This is a genomic window from Burkholderia sp. 4M9327F10 (assembly GCF_005503145.1).
Taxonomy (GTDB): domain Bacteria; phylum Pseudomonadota; class Gammaproteobacteria; order Burkholderiales; family Burkholderiaceae; genus Paraburkholderia.
Genome location: NZ_SCNV01000016.1, coordinates 71,462 through 89,135, shown reverse-complemented (window position 1 = coordinate 89,135; position 17,674 = coordinate 71,462). Strand labels below are relative to the sequence as shown.

Here is a 17,674-nt window from a genome sequence, read left to right as displayed (position 1 = left end):
GAAAAACCGTCCAGCAGGTCTTTCCTTGCGCCGGCCCCACGCCAGTTATGGCGTGATTATTTGATATCTTTCCAGTACGCAGCGTTCAATCGCCAGGCGAGAAAACTCAGGATACCGAGGAACAGCAGCACCCACACGCCAAGGCGGTGGCGGGTTTGCTGAGTCGGCTCGGACATCCAGGACAGGTACGACACGAGGTCGGCCACATCCGAATCATAATCTACCGACGACACCGTTCCCGGCGTGATCTGCTGGTAGCCGACGAATTTATGGACGGTTTCCCCGCTCCTTTCGTCGACTACGTCGTCGAACTTCGCCGTACGTTGCCCCTGAAGCTGCCACAACACGTGAGGCATGCTCACGTTTTCATACACCAGATTGTTCCAGCCGGTTGGCCGCGTATCGTCGCGATAGAAACTGCGCAGATACGTGTACAGCCAGTCCCGGCTGCGCGCCCGTGCTTCCACCGACAGATCCGGCGGCGCCGTGCCGAACCACGCTTTCGCGTCGTCAGGCTTCATTGCCACCGACATCGTGTTACCGATTTTATCGGTCGTAAAAAGCAGGTTTGTCTGAATTTCCTGCGGTGAAATGCCCAAACTGGTCAATGCGCTGTAGCGCACCAGGTTCGCGCTGTGGCAATTCAGGCAGTAGTTTACAAACAATTTGGAGCCGTGCTGCAAAGAAGCGAAATTGTCCGCGTTATCGGGCGCGCGGTCGAGCGGGAAATTGTCGTCCGCGTAGGCCGGCGCGGCCAGCAACGCCAGTGCAAGCGTCAGTGATGCGGCCCCGATCACCATGAGCCTCGAAAGTATTTTTCTCATCTTCATGTCTCCTTGGCCCGCGATTAGTGAGGCTTGAACCGCACCCGTTCGGGTGGCTGCTTGAAGGTGCCAAGCGGCGTCCAGAACGGCATGCCAAGGAAAAACGCGAAGTAGATCAGCGCGCAGATCTGCGCGATCAGGGTCGCGGCGGGCGACGGCGGCTTGGTTCCGAGGAACGCCAGCGTCAGGAAAGCCAGCACGAAGATGCCGTAAAACACCTTGTGGAAGAACGGCCGGTAGCGAATCGACTTGACCGGCGAGCGGTCCAGCCACGGCAGGAAGAACAGCGAGACCACTGCGCTGCCCATCACCACCACGCCCCAGAACTTCGATTCGGTGAAGAACATCGCGAGGAGCACCAGCACCGCCAGCACCGGCAACCCCACCTTCCACTTGCCGCGCGCCCGCACGAGCGCGAACAGCCCGAGCAGCGCGATCACGATCATCAGGACGATCTTGAACGGGTCGGTGGTGGCGCGCAGCATCGCGTAGAACGCTGTGAAGTACCACACCGGGGCGATTTCCGGCGGCGTCTGCAGCGGATTGGCCGGGATGAAGTTATTCGACTCCAGGAAGTAGCCGCCCATTTCCGGTGCGAAGAAGATGATCGCCGCGAAGATCAGCAGGAATACGCACACACCCATGAAGTCATGCACGGAGTAGTACGGGTGGAACGGGATGCCGTCGAGCGGAATGCCGTTCGCGTCCTTCTTCGCCTTGATTTCAATGCCGTCCGGGTTGTTCGAGCCCACCTCGTGCAGCGCCACAATGTGCGCGACCACCAGCCCGATCAGCACCAGCGGGATCGCAATCACGTGAAACGCGAAGAAGCGGTTCAGCGTGACATCCGACACCACGTAGTCGCCGCGAATCCACAGCGACAGGTCCGGCCCGATGAAGGGAATCGCCGAGAACAGGTTCACGATCACCTGGGCGCCCCAGAACGACATCTGGCCCCACGGCAACAGGTAGCCGAAGAACGCCTCGGCCATCAGGCACAGGAAGATCGCGCAGCCGAAGATCCACACCAGTTCGCGCGGCTTGCGGTACGAACCGTACAGCAGCCCGCGGAACATATGCAGGTAGACGACGACGAAGAACATCGAAGCGCCTGTCGAGTGCATATAGCGGATCAGCCAGCCCCACGGCACCTCGCGCATGATGTACTCGACCGAGGCGAACGCGAGCGTCGAATCGGGTTTGTAGTTCATGGTGAGGAAGATGCCGGTGACGATCTGATTGACCAGCACCAGCAGGGCCAGCGAGCCGAAGAAGTACCAGAAGTTGAAGTTCTTCGGCGCGTAGTACTCGGAGACGTGCTTTTTCCACGTCGCCGTCATCGGAAAACGGCGGTCGATCCAGCCGGCCAGCCCGGTTGTCTCCACTTCGTGTTCGATCGCCATTTACGCTTCTCCTTTCTCGTCCTTGCCGATCACGAGCTGGGTATCCGACGTGAACATGTAGCGAGGGATATCCAGGTTCTGCGGGGCTGGCTTGTTCTTGAAGACGCGGCCGGCCAGGTCGTACGTGGAGCCGTGGCACGGACACAGGAAGCCGCCGGGCCAGTCGTCCGGCAGGTTCGGCTGCGGACCTTCCTGGAAACGCGGCGTCGGCGTGCAGCCCAGATGGGTGCACACGGCAACGGCAACTAACAGGTTCTTGTGATCGGGCCGTGAGCGGAATTCGTTGTTGCAGTAATCCGGCAACGGCATCGAGAAGGGATGTTCGGTATGGGGATCGGCTACTTCGTTATCGGCTTTCTGGACGTCGGCGAGCATCCGGTCGGTGCGGTTGAGGATCCAGACTGGCTTGCCGCGCCAGGCGACGGTCATCAGATCGCCCGGCTTCAGATTGCTGATGTCGGCCTCGACCGGTGCGCCGGCAGCCTTGGCCTTTTCAGATGGTGCAAACGAACTAACAAAGGGTACGACAGTGGCAACGCCTCCTATGCCACCTGCTACGGTCGTCGTTATTAGCCACGTACGCCGGCCGCTGTCGACGAGCTCATCTTCTTTGTCTCGCATCACACGCCCCACTTCTGAGTTGGATTTTTCCTTCACGTCGCGTCTACCGACGCTAGTTTGCTCGAATGGAGTCGCCATTTACAAGGCCCGAATGCCAAAAACCATGCGAAGTCTTTGATATCCAAGGGTTTCCCCCCACCAATAAGAAACTTTTTTGTACCTCGTTTTAAGTGGGCCCTGCGTATTTCGCGCTTTTTACTTCACTAATCAGACCGGATTGGGGATATCGATAAAAAGGTGCTCGATATCGAACGATTCCGCCAGATGCGCACCGAGGGCCTGGACGCCGAAACGCTCGGTGGCATGGTGGCCGGCGGCCAGAAACGCGACGCCGCTTTCCATCGACGTATGCATGATGGATTCGGACACTTCTCCGGTCAGGTAGACGTCCGCGCCGGCTTCGATCGCGGCGTCGAAATAGCCTTGCGCGGCGCCCGTGCACCACGCCACGCGGCGCAATTGCAGTTCCGGGTCGCCGAACACCAGCGGCGTGCGGCCCAACGTCTGCTCGACCTGTACGGTGAAGTGCTCGAGCGTGATCGGCATGGGCAGCGTGGTCATCCATCCCAGATCGTTCTCGCCAAACCGAACGTCGCCGATCCAGCCCATTTTTTCGCCCAATTGGGCGTTATTGCCGAACTCGGGATGATCGTCGAGTGGCAGGTGGTAGGCGAACAGGTTCAGGTCGTTGGCCAGCAGCAGCTTCAGGCGGCCGTATTTGCGGCCGGTTATCTGCGGCGCTTCGTTGCGCCAGAAGTAGCCGTGATGGACCAGCACGGCGTCCGCGCCCCAGTCGAGCGCAGCCTCGAGGAACGCCAATGAAGCGGTCACTCCAGTCGCGATTTTGTTGACCCGGCGGCGGCCCTCCACCTGCAGGCCGTTCGGGCAGTAGTCCTTGAACCGCGCGGTCTCGAGGACTTTGTTCAAGTACAATTCAAGTTCGATCCGATCCATATAAACCTCTAATCTTCAGATGCTTAGACGCTTTTGGCTGTTCTTCGCCCAAGCGGTGACCGTGCTGTTGGCGCTGATGTTCATCATTGCGACCCTAAAACCGCAATGGCTGCAGCGACAAGGGCAATTCGGCAAGCAGCTCTCCGAGCCGATCGTCGCACTGCGGGAGGTGGCGCCTGGCATCGGTAGCGGTCCTGCGCAGGCTTCCTATGCCGACGCCGCGCAGAAGGCATCCCCCGCGGTCGTCAATGTGTTCTCCAGCAAGGACGGATCTTTGCCGCCCGACCCTCGGGCAAAAGACCCGCTGTTTCGTTACTTCTTCGGCGACAAGAACAACAACCGCAGGCAGCAGGAGCAACCCGCGTCCAATCTTGGCTCGGGTGTCATAGTGAGTTCGGAAGGTTACATTCTAACGAACCAGCACGTTGTCGACGGCGCGGATCAGATCGAAATCGCGCTCGCCGACGGCCGCACCACCACCGCCAAGGTAATCGGCGTCGACCCGGAGACCGATCTGGCGGTGCTCAAGGTCAACCTGACCAACCTGCCCACCATCACGCTTGGCCGGATGGACCAGACCCGGGTAGGCGACGTGGTGCTGGCAATCGGCAACCCGTTCGGCGTGGGACAGACGGTGACCATGGGGATCGTTAGCGCGCTCGGCCGCAATCACCTCGGCATCAACACCTTCGAAAACTTCATCCAGACTGACGCGGCGATCAACCCCGGCAACTCGGGCGGCGCGCTGGTGGACGTGAACGGCAATCTGCTGGGCATCAATACGGCGATTTATTCGCGCTCGGGCGGCTCGCTGGGAATCGGTTTTGCGATACCGGTATCCACTGCGCGCAGCGTGCTGGAGAGCATCATTACCACCGGCTCGGTCACGCGTGGCTGGATCGGCGTGGAACCGCAGGACGTCACGCCTGAGATCGCCGAATCGTTCGGGCTCGACCAGAAGTCCGGGGCAATCGTGGCCGGCGTGCTGAAAAACGGGCCGGCCGACCGCGCCGGCATCAAGCCGGGCGACATCCTGGTGAGCGTGGACGGCCAGGACATCACCGATACGACGCGCCTGCTGAACCTGATCGCCCAGATCAAGCCGGGCACGAACGCGAAGATTCATCTGGTGCGCAAGAACCACGAGATGGATCTGGAAGTGATGATCGGCAAGCGCCCGCCGCCGCCCAAGCAGCCTACTGACGACAGCGACGATCAGAACGACGACGGCGGTTAAGCGAAGCAATAATGCCTGGACCGCAGCTGGAAGACGGAGCAGCAAAACAAAAGGGCAGCCCGATCAGGGACTGCCCTTTTTTGCATCCTTTTTGCATTCTGCGAACCGGCTTTTTCATACCGCCAGCAGCCTGTTAGCGTCGTATTGGACGCCGTTCCGGGACATTCACCGACGTTCAGCTTGCGGCATGCCCCTCTTCGTCGGCCACTTCCGCCTGCTTGCCGACAATCAGGCGCGCCGCGATGATCCCGGCCTCATACAGCACGATCAGCGGTACCGCCAGAATAAGCTGTGAAAACACGTCAGGCGGGGTCACGACCGCGGAGACGATGAACGCACCCACGATCACATACGGACGGATCTGACGCAGCTTCTTGACCGTCAGGAGGTTCATGCGGACCAGCAGCACCACCACGATCGGCACCTCGAAGGTCACCCCGAACGCGATGAACATGGTCAGCACAAAACTCAGGTAATTGTCGATATCGGTGTTCATCGCCGCGCCAAGCGGCGCGTTGTAGTGCGCCATCACGCGGAAGATGGTCGGGAACACCACAAAGTAGGCAAACGCCATGCCGCACAGAAACAGGATGTAGCTGCTGCCCACCAGCGGCACGACCAGCTTCTTTTCGTGCTGGTAAAGCCCCGGTGCGACAAACGCCCAGATCTGGTACAGCACGACCGGCAGGGCGATCACGAAGGCCACCATCATGGTCACCTTCATCGGCACGAAGAACGAGCCGGTGACGTCGGTGACGATCAGCTTGCCGTCCTTCGGCAGGTTCATCATCAGGGGCCGTGCGAGCAGCCGGAAAATATCCGGCGCCCAGTAGACTAGCCCGATGAACACCACGATAACGGCAATCCCGGCGCGGATGATGCGGTCGCGCAGTTCAACGAGATGCGAGATGAAGGTCTCTTCAGTGCCTTCGTTTTGGCTTTGCTGGGGGTCGCTCACACCGGCCCTCGGTAGGAGATTAACGCTAGGGTCATCAGAAGAAGCGCGTCGGCCGGCGCAGGCTCACCGGTGTATGACGCGCCACGCGCGCGGCGCCCGACTGCACCCGCGTCCGGCGGGCCGTGGCACGCTTGTACCACGTGGGCATGGCCGTCTGCTTGACGCGCCAGTTCTTGCGCCTGGGGGCTGCGGCCGGTGTGCTGTGCCAGGACGTGGCCAGCGGCGAACTACCCGCGGCGCCCTCGAGCGAGCCGCCGGCAATGCTGGGGCTCACCGACGAACCCGCATTCCACGCGTCGTTCAACTCGGTTTCGTGCTTGCGCATCGTGTCGTGAACCGTGTTTTCGACATTGCTCGCGGCAGTCTCGAACTCGGTCTTCATGCGACGCAACTCGTCGAGTTCGATTTCACGCGTGACTTCGGCCTTCACGTCGTTGATATAACGTTGTGCGCGGCCGAACAGCGCCCCCGCGGTACGGGCGACACGCGGCAACCGCTCCGGTCCGAGTACGACCAGAGCGACAACACCGATCAGCGCCATCTTGGTGAGACCGAGGTCCAGCATGAATGGGGGTTCCCGTCAGTGCGCGGTTGGGCCGCGGCTTAGCGGTAGTCGCCCGAACGCGGCGTCTTTTCTTTTGCGTCGACGTCGACCGTGTCGCTGCGCGGCAATTCACGCTGTTGCGTGTCGCCCGCGGGTGTCTCCGCTTCCTTCATGCCTTCCTTGAAGCCCTTCACGGCGCCGCCAAGGTCGGTGCCGATGTTGCGCAGCTTCTTCGTGCCGAACACCAGTGCAACGATCAACAGAACGATCAGCCAGTGCCAAATACTAAACGAACCCATGACTACTCTCCTTAACCCCGACATCGCGTTTGCACGCGGCGGCTATCTGCGCCTTACGGCCCGAATCGAGACGCGTACGCCTCATCTATACCTTGCCGCCGCTGCTTCAGACCCTGCCAGCGGCTTTGCGCATGATTGTGTCTAGTGAATCGCTACGGCGTCATTACAGTGCTGCACAAAACGCCCTCGCCCATCCATCCTTTACGATGCAACGCCCAGCCAGCCCGCCGAACGCCAAAACAACGGCAGCGGGCAGGTTCGCGGCGCCCCGGCGCTTACCCCATGCGTTGCCACGGGCGCGGCCCCGCCAGAATATGGGCATGCAGGTGGTACACCTCCTGACCGCCGCCCGGCCCGGTGTTGATCACCGTGCGAAAACCGGTCTCGCCGCCCGTGTAGGCCACCCCAAGCTGCTGTGCCAGCCGGGACACCAATACAAGCATTCTACCAAGCAGCGGTGCATCGCTTTCGCCGCAGTTCGACAGCGTTTCAATGTGCTTGCGGGGAATCACGAGCACATGCGTCTCGGCCGCCGGACGGATATCGCGGAAGGCGACGAACTCGTCGTCCTCGTGGACTTTGGTCGAAGGAATATCGCCCGAAGCGATCTTGCAGAAAAGGCAATTTGAATCGTGGCTCATGGGTTTCCTGAAACACAAACGTGCAAGGCGGCCGGACCGAACGTCAGAACCACGCCCGCGGATTCAGCAGCGGCTTGTTACCGTACAGATACAACCAGCCCTTGATGATACGGTACAACATCCAGATTCCGACAGCCGAGAGGATCGGAATTCCGATCATGACAATCAGCAGCGTAAAGCCGATCACATAGCCGAGCAGGCTCCACCAGAAGGTGCGGATCTGCCACTGGAAGTGCGCCTCGTACGGCGTGCCGGCCACGTCGTCACGCTTGACGTAATTGACGATGATGGCAATCAGCAGCGAGATGCCACCGGTGAACCAATGGATCGCATAGAGCGCATACAGCACGTGCGTGAGCGTGCGCAGGCTGCGTTCGCGTTCCGATTCGAGGTTGTTGCGATAAGACGGCGGCGGGTAGGCGCCTTGCGACTGTTCCATGTTTGCGTCCTCCTTCCAGATGGTATGGGGTGCAACGGAATGGTGTGTCAGCAGATTATGGCAGGCCGGGCGGCTCATGTGGCTCACCTGGCCCCAGGGCGCCTGATGAGCCTGGTACGGTGCGCTCAGTCGCCGTTCTGTTCGCGCTCGCGGCTTTTGCGCAGCGCTTTCTCTTCGATGCCGGAGGTGCCTTCGCGGCGCTCGAGTTCGGCGAGCACGTCGGCCGGGCTCAGATCGAAGTGCGACAGCATCACGAGGCAGTGGAACCACAGATCGGCCACTTCGCCGACCAGCGCAGTGGGCGCGCCGCCCTGGCGCACGTCCTTGGCGGCCAGCACAACTTCGGTCGCTTCTTCGCCGATCTTCTTGAGAACCGCGTCGTCGCCCTTGTGGAACAGGCGCGATACGTAAGAAACGTCCGGATCGCCGCCTTTGCGGCTGTCGATAATGGCGGCGAGGCGCAGCAGGGTGTCTTGCGAAATTTGCGTCATTTGTAGATGTGTTCGGGGTCTTTCAGGACAGGGTCGACCGCGATCCAGTCGCCGTCGTCGACGGTGCCGTCGAATTTCTGGAAAAAGCACGAGTGGCGGCCGGTATGGCAAGCAATGCCCGACACCTGCTCGACCTTCAGCAACACGACGTCTTCGTCGCAATCGAGCCGCACTTCATGCACATGCTGCACGTGGCCGGACTCTTCGCCCTTGAACCACAGGCGCTGGCGCGAGCGCGAGAAATACACCGCGCGGCCCGTCTCGATCGTCTTGGCAAGCGCCTCGCGGTTCATCCACGCGAACATCAGCACGTCGTTGCTCGACGCTTCCTGCGCGATCACCGGCACGAGGCCGTTCGCGTCCCACTTCACCTTGTCGAGCCAGTCGACACCTGTCGGATTCACCACGTCACAACCTCACCGAAATGCCCTGCTCTGCCATGAAACGCTTGGCTTCGCCAACCGTGTGCTCGCCGTAGTGGAAAATGCTCGCGGCCAGCACCGCGTCTGCGTGACCTTGCTTGATGCCGTCCGCCAGGTGTTGCAGCGAGCCGACGCCGCCCGAGGCGATCACCGGAATCGGCACGGCGTCCGACACGGCGCGCGTGAGCGCCAGATCGAAACCGCTCTTGGTGCCGTCGCGGTCCATGCTGGTCAGCAGGATTTCGCCGGCGCCGAGTTCGGCCATCTTGCGCGCCCATTCGACCGCTTCCAGCCCGGTCGCCTTACGGCCGCCATGCGTGAAGACTTCCCAGCGCGGCGCTTCGCCGTCAGCCGACACGCGCTTGGCGTCGATCGCCACCACGATGCACTGCGAACCATATTTATCGGTCGCGTCGCGCACCAGTTGCGGGTTTGCCACCGCCGACGAGTTCATGCTGATCTTGTCCGCGCCGGCATTGAGCAGGCGCCGCACGTCTTCGACCGCGCGCACACCGCCGCCGACCGTCAACGGAATGAACACCTGCGAGGCGACTGCTTCGATGATCGGCAGGATCAGGTCGCGCTGGTCGGAGGTGGCGGTGATATCGAGGAAAGTGAGTTCGTCGGCGCCCTGCTCGTCGTAGCGGCGGGCAATTTCGACGGGGTCGCCCGCATCGCGCAGTTCGACGAAGTTGACGCCCTTGACCACGCGTCCAGCCGTGACGTCGAGACAAGGGATGATGCGTTTAGCTAGAGCCATGATCGTGCAAATTCTTGCCAATACCGCTAATGAAGCCGCTCTAAGGCGAGCGGCGCAATGCCGGTGCGTGTTGCCGGGCCGGACCGGCCGGGAACCGGCTGGGCCGGCACGTCGCGCCGCGCGCCGGCACACTCAGTCAGGCGTCGTCCGACTCGCGCAGCTTGTCGGCGAGCGTCTGTGCCGCCGCAAAATCGAGGTCGCCCGAATAGATGGCGCGGCCGCAGATCACGCCTTCGATGCCTTCCATTTCGACTTCGCACAGTGCTTCGATGTCCGTGAGATTCGACAGGCCACCGCTCGCGATCACCGGAATCTTCACCGCGCGCGCAAGCCGCACCGTGGCGTCGATGTTGATGCCCTGCAGCATGCCGTCGCGGCCGATATCGGTATAGATGATCGATTCGCAGCCGTAGTCCTCGAACTTGCGCGCGAGGTCGGCAACCTCGTGGCCGGTCAGCTTGCTCCAGCCGTCCGTGGCGACCTTGCCGTCTTTCGCGTCCAGCCCGACGATGATATGGCCGCCGAACGCCGTGCAGGCGTCCTGCAGGAAGCCGGGATTCTTCACCGCCGCCGTGCCGATGATCACATACGACAGGCCATCGTCCAGATAGCGCTCGATCGTGTTCAGGTCGCGGATTCCGCCGCCCAGCTGGACGGGAATCTCGCCACCGACTTCTTCGATGATCGCGCGGATGGCGTCTTCGTTCTTCGGCTTGCCGGCAAACGCTCCATTGAGGTCGACGAGGTGCAGGCGCCGGGCGCCGCGGTCGACCCAATGTCGGGCCATAGCCGCCGGTTCCTCGGAGAAAATCGTCGCCTGGTCCATGTCGCCCTGTTTGAGGCGTACACACTGACCATCTTTCAGGTCGATGGCGGGAATCAGCAGCATAGCAATCGGGTGTTGTCAGGGAAGAAGGTTTAAAGTCGGACGGCGCCGAGCGGCAGGATAGGCCGGCTCGCGCACCGTTTCGCTAGTTTAGTACAACTCTTTCAGTACTCCGGTTCGCGTGCATCGGGCATAGCGGACGCGGGTCCGCGCAGCGGCGGGCATGAGCCGCGCGGCGCGCGATTGAACGGAACACAGGGGACAGTAAGCGCTCACGGGTTCCAGTGCACGAAGTTCCGGTACACGCGCAGGCCCGCCTCGGCGCTCTTTTCCGGGTGGAATTGGGTCGCGAAGATGTTGTCCCGCGCCACCGCCGAGGTAAAAGGCACGCCGTACACGGTCTCACCAGAGGTATGCGCGGCGTTCTCAGGCGCCACGTAATAGCTGTGCACGAAGTAGAAGAAGCTGCCGTCGGCGACGCCATCCCACAGCGGGTGCGGTACGGTCTGGCGCACGCGATTCCAGCCCATCTGCGGCACCTTGAAGCGCGAGCCGTCGTCCTGCACCTGGCCTTCGAGATCGAAGCGCAGCACCTTGCCGGGCAGCAGGCCGAGGCCCGGCGTGTCGCCCTCGGCGCTCCAGTCGAACAGCATCTGCTCGCCCACGCACACGCCCATCAGCGGCTTGCTGCGCGACGCTTCAATCACCGCCTCCTGCAGGCCGGATGCGCCGAGACAGCGCATGCAGTCGGGCATCGCACCCTGGCCGGGCAGCACCACGCGGTCCGCCGCGCGGATCGCTTCCGGCTGGTCGACGATCGCCACTTCCGCTTCCGGCGCGGCCTTCCTCAACGCCTGGGCGACCGAACGCAGGTTGCCCATCCCGTAATCCACAATCGCAATCGAAGTTTTCATTTCAAGTTAGGCAGTAACGCCTTCAGACCGTCGACGATGAATTCCACCGCCAGCGCCGACAACATCAAACCCATCAGCCGCGTGCCGATATTGATCCCTGTGCGCCCCACCCAGCGGGCGATCGGTTCAGCGAGCCGCAGCGAGAAGAAACAGATCACGGCCAGCACGGCGCCAATAACAATAAGACTAATCCGGTCGTACCAATGAGGCGAGTGTGCCGCATAGATAATCACCGTGCTGATGGCGCCCGGTCCCGTCAAGAGCGGGATGGCGAGCGGCACCACCGCGACATTGTCCTTCTGCTCGGCCTCGTGGCGCTCTTCCGGCGTCGAACGGCTGTTGCCGATCTGTGCATTCAGCATATTGATCGCCATCAGCAGCATGATGATGCCGCCGCCCACCTGCAGCGAGCCGACCGAAATGCCAAAGAAGCTGATGATCTGCTGCCCGAGCAGCGTCGTCACCGCAATCACGAAGAACACCGACACCGCTGCAATCCGGATGGTCCGGCGCCGCTCGCCGTCCGACTGCTGCGCCGTCAGGCTCATAAAGAACGGAATCGCGCCCACTGGATTGATCAGCGCCAGGAGCGAGATGAACGACTTGAGGATATCCATCGCAAGCCGGGCTCACGCAAGGCGCGCGCCCGGTCCGGTTAGTCTGCTGCTCTTGGAAAACGCCGGGCCGCCCCAGATGCGGTCCTGGCGCGGCGCGACAGGCCCTGGGGGGCGCTTACAGGCTACCTTTGGTCGACGGAATCTGCCCCGCCGCGCGCTCGTCCAGCTCCACCGCCATGCGCAAGGCACGCCCGAACGCCTTGAACACCGTCTCCATCTGATGATGGGCGTTCAGGCCGCGCAGGTTGTCGATATGGAGCGTCACGCCGGCGTGATTGACAAAGCCGCGGAAGAATTCGATGGACAGGTCGACGTCGAACGTACCGATGCGCGCGCGCGTGAACGGCACGTGGAATTCGAGGCCCGGCCGGCCGGAAAAGTCGATCACCACGCGCGACAGCGCTTCGTCCAGCGGCACGTAAGAATGACCGTAGCGGCGAATGCCCTTCTTGTCGCCGACCGCCTTCGCGACCGCCTGTCCCAGCGTGATGCCGACATCCTCGACCGTATGGTGGTCGTCGATATGCGTGTCGCCATGCGCCTCGATGTCGAGATCGATCAATCCATGCCGCGCGATCTGGTCGAGCATGTGGTCGAGGAACGGCACACCGGTGGCGAGCTTTTGCTTGCCGGTGCCGTCCAGATTGATCTTGATACGGATCTGCGTTTCGCTAGTGTCGCGAACGACTTCCGCCTGGCGCATGGTAATTCCTCGAATCTGACTATGAAAGAAAGGGAGTTGGGGGAACGCCGAATGCCGCGCCCGCCATGCGGTGCGCGGCGCGACGGCACGCCATTTAATGCAGCACGAGTTTCAGTGCGGCCAGCAATTGCGCGTTTTCTTCAGGGGAACCGACCGTCAGGCGCACGCAATTTGCCAGCAATGGGTGCATTTTACTCACGTTTTTGATCAAAACCCGTGCGGTAAGCAGGGTTTCGAACATAACGGATGCGTCAGGCACCCGCACCAGCAGGAAGTTGCCCGCGCTCGGGAACACTTCGGCGCCCGGCAACTGGCCCACCGCGAGCGCCAGTCTGGTGCGTTCCTCGCGCAGTTGCGCGGCTTGCGCGTCGAGGACGTCGAGGTGATCGAGCAGGAAATCGGCGGTGGCCTGCGTCAATACATTGATGTTGTAAGGCGGCCGAACCTTGTCGAATTCCGTGAGCCAGGCCGGGCTGCCGACCAGATAGCCAAGGCGGATACCGGCGAGACCGAGCTTCGACACCGTGCGCATCACCACCACATTGTCGAACGCGTCGGCACGCGACAGCCAGCTTTGCTGCGCGAACGGCTGATATGCCTCGTCGATCACCACCAGGCTCTTCTCGGCGGCGGCGATGATGCGTTCCATGTCGGCGTCGTCGTAGAGCGTGCCGGTCGGATTGTTGGGGTAGGCCAGATAGACGATGGCCGGCTGATGCTCCGCGATCGCGGCAAGCATCGCTTCGGTGTCCAGCGTGAAATCCGCCTTCAGCGGCACGCCGACGAATTCCAGATTCGCCAGCTTCGCCGACAACTGGTACATCACGAAGCCCGGCACCGGTGCGAGCACCTTGGCGCCCGGTTTGGCGCAGGCCATCGAGATCATGCTGATGATTTCGTCCGAGCCGTTGCCCAGCAGCACCTCGCAGTTGGCCGGCACGTTCATCACGTGCTTGATCTTTTCGAGCAGCGCCTGCGGGCGCGGCGCCGGATAGCGGTTCAGCGCGACACCGGCGAGACGCTCGCCGAGCTGCGCCGCGAGCGGCGCCGGCAAGGGGAACGGATTCTCCATGGCGTCGAGCTTGACAAAGCCCGTCGCGTCCGGAACCGGATAGCTCGTCATCGCGAGCACGTCGCGGCGAATGATGTCTTGAGGTGTCGTCATGAATGGGCGGACCCGCCCACGCCGGGCAGGTCATGCAAGGGCGGCGCGAGAGCCGCCCCGGTTGGTCAATATTGTGGCAACGCGCTGCTTGTTTTAAGTCAGATTATGCCCGATGGGCTCAGCCGCTCTGCTTCATGCGGTATTCGGCGCTGCGGGCATGCGCGGGCAGTCCTTCGCCGTACGCCAGCTCCGCCGCAATCTCACCCAGCGTCTGTGCGCCTTCCGCGCTGACTTCGATCACACTCGAGCGCTTGAAGAAATCATAGACCCCAAGCGGCGACGAGAACCGTGCGGTGCGCGACGTAGGCAGCACGTGATTCGGCCCCGCGCAGTAATCGCCGAGACTTTCGCTGGTGTAGCGGCCGAGGAAGATCGCACCGGCGTGGCGAATCAGCTTGCCCCATTGATGCGGGTCGAGCGCGGAAATTTCCAGGTGTTCCGGCGCGATGTCGTTGGCGATCGCGCAGGCTTCGGCCATGTCGCGCACCTTGACCAGCGCGCCGCGGCCTTCCAGCGACGCGCGGATCACGTCCTGGCGCGGCATGGTGGGCAGCAGTTCGTTGATCGCGTCGTGTACGCGGCCGATAAAGGCGTCGTCCGGGCACAGCAGGATGGATTGCGCGAGTTCGTCGTGCTCGGCCTGCGAGAACAGGTCCATCGCGACCCAGCGCGGATCGGTGGTGCCGTCGCACAGAACGAGGATTTCGGACGGGCCGGCAATCATATCGATCCCGACCGTGCCGAACACGCGCCGCTTGGCCGACGCCACATACGCATTGCCGGGGCCGCAGATCTTGTCGACCGCCTGCACGCTCGCCGTGCCGTAAGCCAGCGCCCCGACCGCCTGCGCACCACCGATGGTGAACACGCGGTCGACGCCGCCCAGCAGGGCGGCCGCCAGCACCAGCGGATTTTTCACGCCATCCGGGGTCGGCACCACCATGACGATTTCACGCACGCCGGCCACCCGCGCCGGAATCGCGTTCATCAGCACCGACGACGGATAGGCCGCCTTGCCGCCCGGCACGTAGATGCCGGCGCGGTCCAAAGGCGTGACCTTCTGGCCGAGCACGGTGCCGTCCGCCTCGGTGTACTGCCAGCTATGGCTGCCGCATTCGATCTTCTGCTTCTCGTGGTAGCCGCGCACACGCGCCGCGGCCGCTTCCAGAGCCGCACGGCGGCGCGGGTCGAGCCCTTCCAGCGCAGCTTCGAGTTCCGCCATCGGCAGTTCGAGCGCAGCCACGCTCGGCGCCGACAGACGGTCGAAGCGGTTGGTGTACTCGAGCACGGCTGCATCGCCGCGAGCTTTCACGTCGGCCAGAATCTGCGCCACCGAGCGCTCGATCGCTTCGTCCTCGCTCGCCTCGAACGCGAGCACCGCGTGCAGCGCCTTCTGGAAATCGGGAGCGCTGGAGTCGAGTTTGCGAATCTTGATAGACATGCTGGTATCCGTTTCGGTAAGGCGCGCGTGAGGCCCCTTCAAGCTACATCAAACAACGTCAGGCAGCATCAAGCGCGCATCAGGCACCGTCAGGCGCCCTCAGGCCGCCGCTTCGGCGCGCCGCGACGCGCGTTCGAACGCGTCGAGGAACGGCCGCAGCGCGGCGCGTTTGAGCTTGAGCGCCGCCTGGTTCACGACGAGGCGCGACGAGATCTGCATGATCTCCTCCACCTCGACAAGATTATTGGCCCGCAAGGTGCCGCCCGAGCTGACCAGGTCGACGATGGCGTCGGCAAGGCCCACCAGCGGCGCGAGTTCCATGGAACCGTACAGCTTGATCAGGTCGACGTGCACGCCCTTCGAAGCGAAATGCTCGCGGGCCGTTTCCACATACTTGGTCGCGACGCGCAGCCGGGCGCCCTGGCGCACGGCGTTCTCATAATCGAAGCCCGCCGCCACGGCCACCGACATCCGGCAGCGCGCGATATCGAGGTCGACCGGCTGGTACAGGCCGCTGCCGCCGTGTTCGAGCAGCACGTCCTTGCCCGCCACGCCGAAATCGGCCGCGCCGTATTCGACGTAGGTCGGCACATCGGTGGCACGCACGATGATGACGCGCAGGTTGGCGTCGGTTGTCGGCAGGATCAGCTTGCGCGAGGTTTCCGGGTCTTCGGCCACCTGCACGCCGGCGGCTGCCAGCAACGGCAAGGTTTCTTCGAAGATGCGCCCCTTCGACAGCGCGAGCGTGAGCGGCGCGCTCACAGCCGGGGATGACGAGGTTTGTGCAACCGAGCTCATGCCTGGCTCCCCGCAATGCGGCGCACCTTCGCACCGACGGCCGTCAGCTTCGACTCCATCCGGTCGTAGCCGCGATCCAGGTGATAGATGCGGTCGATCAGCGTCTCGCCGTCGGCGCACAGGCCGGCGATCACGAGGCTTGCCGAGGCGCGCAGATCGGTAGCCATGACCTTGGCGCCCGACAGCTTGTCGACACCGTTCACGAGCGCCGTGTTGCCGTCAATCGTGATGCTGGCGCCGAGCCGGTTGAGCTCCTGCACGTGCATGAAGCGGTTCTCGAAAATCGTTTCGACGACTTGCGAGGTGCCGTTGGCGATCGCGTTCAGGGCCATGAACTGCGCCTGCATGTCGGTCGGGAAAGCCGGGTACTCGGAGGTGCGCACATTCACCGCATGCGGACGCTGGTCCATGCGCACGCGCATCCAGTCGTCACCCTCTTCGATCGTCACACCCGCTTCGCGCAGCTTTTCCGTCACAGCTTCGAGGATCAGCGGACGCACCTTGCGCAGGATCACGTCGCCACCTGCCGCCGCCACCGCGCACAGGAACGTGCCGGCTTCGATCCGGTCGGGAATCACGGTGTGCTTCGCGCCATGCAGCTTGTCGACGCCCTGGATCACCAGACGGTCGGTGCCGATGCCTTCGATCTGCGCGCCCATTTCGACGAGCAGATGCGCGAGATCGCCCACTTCCGGCTCGCGTGCGGCGTTCTCGATGACGGTCTCGCCCTCGGCCAGCACCGCTGCCATCAGCAGATTCTCGGTGCCGGTGACGGTGATCATGTCGGTGACGATGCGCGCGCCCTTCAGACGCTTCGCGCGCGCTTCAATGAAGCCGTGCTCGATGGTGATTTCCGCGCCCATCGCCTGCAGGCCCTTGATGTGCTGGTCGACCGGCCGCGCGCCGATGGCGCAGCCGCCCGGCAGCGACACCTTCGCCTCACCGAAGCGCGCGAGCAGTGGCCCGAGCACCAGAATCGAAGCGCGCATGGTCTTCACCAGCTCATACGGCGCCACGAGGTTGTCGACCTTCGACGCGTCGAGCGACACACGCCCCGCGCCCGCTTCGGTGCGCACGCCCATCTGGTTGAGCAGCTTGAGCGTGGTTCGCACGTCCTGCAGGTCCGGCACGTTCTCGAGATGAACCGGCTCCGCGCTCAGCAACCCGGCGCACAGAATCGGCAAGGCGGCATTCTTCGCCCCCGACACGACAATCTCACCGGCCAGCCGCTGGCCGCCTTCAATGACAAGTTTGTCCATCCCTGTCGTCTCCTGATCGATCCGGCCTGGCGCCGGGACTGCATTGCTTGCTGTGGCGGCGCCGCTACCGGCATCGCGCCTATCTTGTGTAATTCGCACTAACGTTCCAGATTACGCGTTTTGCCATTCGGCGGGCGTCAGCGTTTTCATGCTGAGCGCGTGAATTTCTTCGCGCATGCGATCGCCGAGCGCCGCATACACGAGTTGATGACGCTGGATCAGGCGCTTGCCTTCGAAGCTCGGCGAGACGATGGTCGCAAAGAAATGCTGACCGTCGCCTTCGACCTCGAGATGCTCGCAGGCGAGCCCAACCGCAATGTATTGCTTGACCTGTTCGGGAGTCGGCAACATAAGAAAG

General features: G+C 62.7%; 22 protein-coding genes. 1 reads left to right on the top strand and 21 read right to left on the bottom strand.

Going from position 1 to position 17,674, the window contains the following annotated elements; translation table 11 throughout:
- Window positions 1-56 precede the first annotated feature (56 nt).
- The 4 genes from FFS45_RS17085 to FFS45_RS17070 all read right to left on the bottom strand — a co-directional run bounded on the left by FFS45_RS17085 (window position 57) and on the right by FFS45_RS17070 (window position 3,802).
- A complete protein-coding gene (locus tag FFS45_RS17085) occupies window positions 57-824 on the bottom strand; it encodes a cytochrome c1 (protein WP_137955808.1) in 768 nt (255 codons plus the stop codon).
- 23 nt (window positions 825-847) lie between these two features.
- Entirely contained in the window at window positions 848-2,227 is a 1,380-nt protein-coding gene (locus tag FFS45_RS17080; RefSeq protein WP_137955807.1) for a cytochrome bc complex cytochrome b subunit, read from the bottom strand.
- Window positions 2,228-2,848, bottom strand: coding sequence for a ubiquinol-cytochrome c reductase iron-sulfur subunit (petA, locus tag FFS45_RS17075; protein WP_137955851.1), 621 nt, complete (start codon window positions 2,846-2,848; stop codon window positions 2,228-2,230). It abuts the gene before it with no gap.
- Window positions 2,849-3,055: 207 nt separating this feature from the next.
- Window positions 3,056-3,802, bottom strand: coding sequence for a Nif3-like dinuclear metal center hexameric protein (locus FFS45_RS17070; RefSeq protein WP_137955806.1), 747 nt, complete (start codon window positions 3,800-3,802; stop codon window positions 3,056-3,058).
- Window positions 3,803-3,821: 19 nt separating this feature from the next.
- On the opposite strand from FFS45_RS17070, the gene FFS45_RS17065 reads away from it, so the two are divergent.
- Window positions 3,822-5,039, top strand: a complete 1,218-nt coding sequence (locus FFS45_RS17065; RefSeq protein WP_137955805.1) for a Do family serine endopeptidase — start codon at window positions 3,822-3,824, stop codon at window positions 5,037-5,039.
- Between the two features lie 175 nt (window positions 5,040-5,214).
- Here FFS45_RS17065 and tatC read toward each other — a convergent pair whose 3' ends face one another.
- From tatC to FFS45_RS16980, 17 genes are all read right to left on the bottom strand, one after another.
- Window positions 5,215-5,997 (bottom strand): twin-arginine translocase subunit TatC, encoded by a 783-nt coding sequence (gene tatC, locus FFS45_RS17060; protein ID WP_137955804.1) that lies wholly within the window; start codon window positions 5,995-5,997, stop codon window positions 5,215-5,217.
- 34 nt (window positions 5,998-6,031) lie between these two features.
- The gene (gene tatB, locus FFS45_RS17055; RefSeq protein WP_137955803.1) at window positions 6,032-6,562 is read right to left on the bottom strand and encodes a Sec-independent protein translocase protein TatB; all 531 of its coding nucleotides are present in this window, start codon (window positions 6,560-6,562) and stop codon (window positions 6,032-6,034) included.
- Window positions 6,563-6,600: 38 nt separating this feature from the next.
- Window positions 6,601-6,840, bottom strand: coding sequence for a Sec-independent protein translocase subunit TatA (gene tatA / locus FFS45_RS17050; protein ID WP_137955802.1), 240 nt, complete (start codon window positions 6,838-6,840; stop codon window positions 6,601-6,603).
- Window positions 6,841-7,115: 275 nt separating this feature from the next.
- On the bottom strand, window positions 7,116-7,481 hold the full coding sequence (locus FFS45_RS17045; protein WP_137955801.1) for a histidine triad nucleotide-binding protein: 366 nt from the start codon (window positions 7,479-7,481) through the stop codon (window positions 7,116-7,118).
- A gap of 43 nt (window positions 7,482-7,524) precedes the next feature.
- Window positions 7,525-7,920, bottom strand: coding sequence for a hypothetical protein (locus FFS45_RS17040; protein WP_137955800.1), 396 nt, complete (start codon window positions 7,918-7,920; stop codon window positions 7,525-7,527).
- 125 nt (window positions 7,921-8,045) lie between these two features.
- Window positions 8,046-8,411, bottom strand: coding sequence for a phosphoribosyl-ATP diphosphatase (locus FFS45_RS17035; protein WP_090693607.1), 366 nt, complete (start codon window positions 8,409-8,411; stop codon window positions 8,046-8,048).
- Entirely contained in the window at window positions 8,408-8,818 is a 411-nt protein-coding gene (gene hisI, locus FFS45_RS17030; RefSeq protein WP_171029670.1) for a phosphoribosyl-AMP cyclohydrolase, read from the bottom strand. Before hisI ends, FFS45_RS17035 begins: the two co-directional genes overlap by 4 nt.
- Before the next feature lies 1 nt (window position 8,819).
- A complete protein-coding gene (gene hisF / locus FFS45_RS17025) occupies window positions 8,820-9,593 on the bottom strand; it encodes an imidazole glycerol phosphate synthase subunit HisF (protein ID WP_137955799.1) in 774 nt (257 codons plus the stop codon).
- 136 nt (window positions 9,594-9,729) lie between these two features.
- A complete protein-coding gene (hisA, locus tag FFS45_RS17020) occupies window positions 9,730-10,482 on the bottom strand; it encodes a 1-(5-phosphoribosyl)-5-[(5-phosphoribosylamino)methylideneamino]imidazole-4-carboxamide isomerase (RefSeq protein WP_137955798.1) in 753 nt (250 codons plus the stop codon).
- Window positions 10,483-10,691: 209 nt separating this feature from the next.
- Window positions 10,692-11,333: an imidazole glycerol phosphate synthase subunit HisH gene (gene hisH / locus FFS45_RS17015; protein ID WP_137955797.1), complete on the bottom strand. Its 642-nt coding sequence runs from the start codon at window positions 11,331-11,333 to the stop codon at window positions 10,692-10,694.
- Window positions 11,330-11,950, bottom strand: a complete 621-nt coding sequence (locus tag FFS45_RS17010; protein ID WP_137955796.1) for a MarC family protein — start codon at window positions 11,948-11,950, stop codon at window positions 11,330-11,332. The genes hisH and FFS45_RS17010 overlap by 4 nt, the downstream gene beginning before the upstream one ends.
- A gap of 115 nt (window positions 11,951-12,065) precedes the next feature.
- A complete protein-coding gene (gene hisB, locus FFS45_RS17005; RefSeq protein ID WP_117338061.1) occupies window positions 12,066-12,653 on the bottom strand; it encodes an imidazoleglycerol-phosphate dehydratase HisB in 588 nt (195 codons plus the stop codon).
- Between the two features lie 94 nt (window positions 12,654-12,747).
- Window positions 12,748-13,818 (bottom strand): histidinol-phosphate transaminase, encoded by a 1,071-nt coding sequence (gene hisC / locus FFS45_RS17000; protein WP_137955795.1) that lies wholly within the window; start codon window positions 13,816-13,818, stop codon window positions 12,748-12,750.
- 118 nt (window positions 13,819-13,936) lie between these two features.
- Complete coding sequence (hisD, locus tag FFS45_RS16995) at window positions 13,937-15,259, bottom strand: histidinol dehydrogenase (RefSeq protein WP_137955794.1); 1,323 nt, start codon at window positions 15,257-15,259, stop codon at window positions 13,937-13,939.
- 99 nt (window positions 15,260-15,358) lie between these two features.
- Window positions 15,359-16,057 carry an ATP phosphoribosyltransferase gene (gene hisG / locus FFS45_RS16990; RefSeq protein WP_137955793.1) on the bottom strand — a complete coding sequence of 233 codons (699 nt, stop codon included), beginning with the start codon at window positions 16,055-16,057 and terminating at the stop codon, window positions 15,359-15,361.
- A complete protein-coding gene (gene murA, locus FFS45_RS16985) occupies window positions 16,054-17,316 on the bottom strand; it encodes a UDP-N-acetylglucosamine 1-carboxyvinyltransferase (RefSeq protein WP_171029669.1) in 1,263 nt (420 codons plus the stop codon). Before murA ends, hisG begins: the two co-directional genes overlap by 4 nt.
- A 111-nt stretch (window positions 17,317-17,427) precedes the next feature.
- Window positions 17,428-17,667: a BolA family protein gene (locus FFS45_RS16980; RefSeq protein ID WP_074262648.1), complete on the bottom strand. Its 240-nt coding sequence runs from the start codon at window positions 17,665-17,667 to the stop codon at window positions 17,428-17,430.
- Window positions 17,668-17,674: the final 7 nt, after the last annotated feature.

Bases quoted from the DNA above. Each gene is read 5' to 3' on its own strand.
- FFS45_RS17085 (WP_137955808.1), bottom strand. From the start codon at position 824: ATGAGAAAAATACTTTCGAGGCTCATGGTGATCGGGGCCGCATCACTG.
- FFS45_RS17080 (WP_137955807.1), bottom strand. From the start codon at position 2,227: ATGGCGATCGAACACGAAGTGGAGACAACCGGGCTGGCCGGCTGGATC.
- petA (WP_137955851.1), bottom strand. From the start codon at position 2,848: ATGCGAGACAAAGAAGATGAGCTCGTCGACAGCGGCCGGCGTACGTGG.
- FFS45_RS17070 (WP_137955806.1), bottom strand. From the start codon at position 3,802: ATGGATCGGATCGAACTTGAATTGTACTTGAACAAAGTCCTCGAGACC.
- FFS45_RS17065 (WP_137955805.1), top strand. From the start codon at position 3,822: ATGCTTAGACGCTTTTGGCTGTTCTTCGCCCAAGCGGTGACCGTGCTG.
- tatB (WP_137955803.1), bottom strand. From the start codon at position 6,562: ATGCTGGACCTCGGTCTCACCAAGATGGCGCTGATCGGTGTTGTCGCT.
- tatA (WP_137955802.1), bottom strand. From the start codon at position 6,840: ATGGGTTCGTTTAGTATTTGGCACTGGCTGATCGTTCTGTTGATCGTT.
- FFS45_RS17045 (WP_137955801.1), bottom strand. From the start codon at position 7,481: ATGAGCCACGATTCAAATTGCCTTTTCTGCAAGATCGCTTCGGGCGAT.
- FFS45_RS17040 (WP_137955800.1), bottom strand. From the start codon at position 7,920: ATGGAACAGTCGCAAGGCGCCTACCCGCCGCCGTCTTATCGCAACAAC.
- FFS45_RS17035 (WP_090693607.1), bottom strand. From the start codon at position 8,411: ATGACGCAAATTTCGCAAGACACCCTGCTGCGCCTCGCCGCCATTATC.
- hisF (WP_137955799.1), bottom strand. From the start codon at position 9,593: ATGGCTCTAGCTAAACGCATCATCCCTTGTCTCGACGTCACGGCTGGA.
- hisA (WP_137955798.1), bottom strand. From the start codon at position 10,482: ATGCTGCTGATTCCCGCCATCGACCTGAAAGATGGTCAGTGTGTACGC.
- hisH (WP_137955797.1), bottom strand. From the start codon at position 11,333: ATGAAAACTTCGATTGCGATTGTGGATTACGGGATGGGCAACCTGCGT.
- FFS45_RS17010 (WP_137955796.1), bottom strand. From the start codon at position 11,950: ATGGATATCCTCAAGTCGTTCATCTCGCTCCTGGCGCTGATCAATCCA.
- hisB (WP_117338061.1), bottom strand. From the start codon at position 12,653: ATGCGCCAGGCGGAAGTCGTTCGCGACACTAGCGAAACGCAGATCCGT.
- hisC (WP_137955795.1), bottom strand. From the start codon at position 13,818: ATGACGACACCTCAAGACATCATTCGCCGCGACGTGCTCGCGATGACG.
- hisD (WP_137955794.1), bottom strand. From the start codon at position 15,259: ATGTCTATCAAGATTCGCAAACTCGACTCCAGCGCTCCCGATTTCCAG.
- hisG (WP_137955793.1), bottom strand. From the start codon at position 16,057: ATGAGCTCGGTTGCACAAACCTCGTCATCCCCGGCTGTGAGCGCGCCG.
- murA (WP_171029669.1), bottom strand. From the start codon at position 17,316: ATGGACAAACTTGTCATTGAAGGCGGCCAGCGGCTGGCCGGTGAGATT.
- FFS45_RS16980 (WP_074262648.1), bottom strand. From the start codon at position 17,667: ATGTTGCCGACTCCCGAACAGGTCAAGCAATACATTGCGGTTGGGCTC.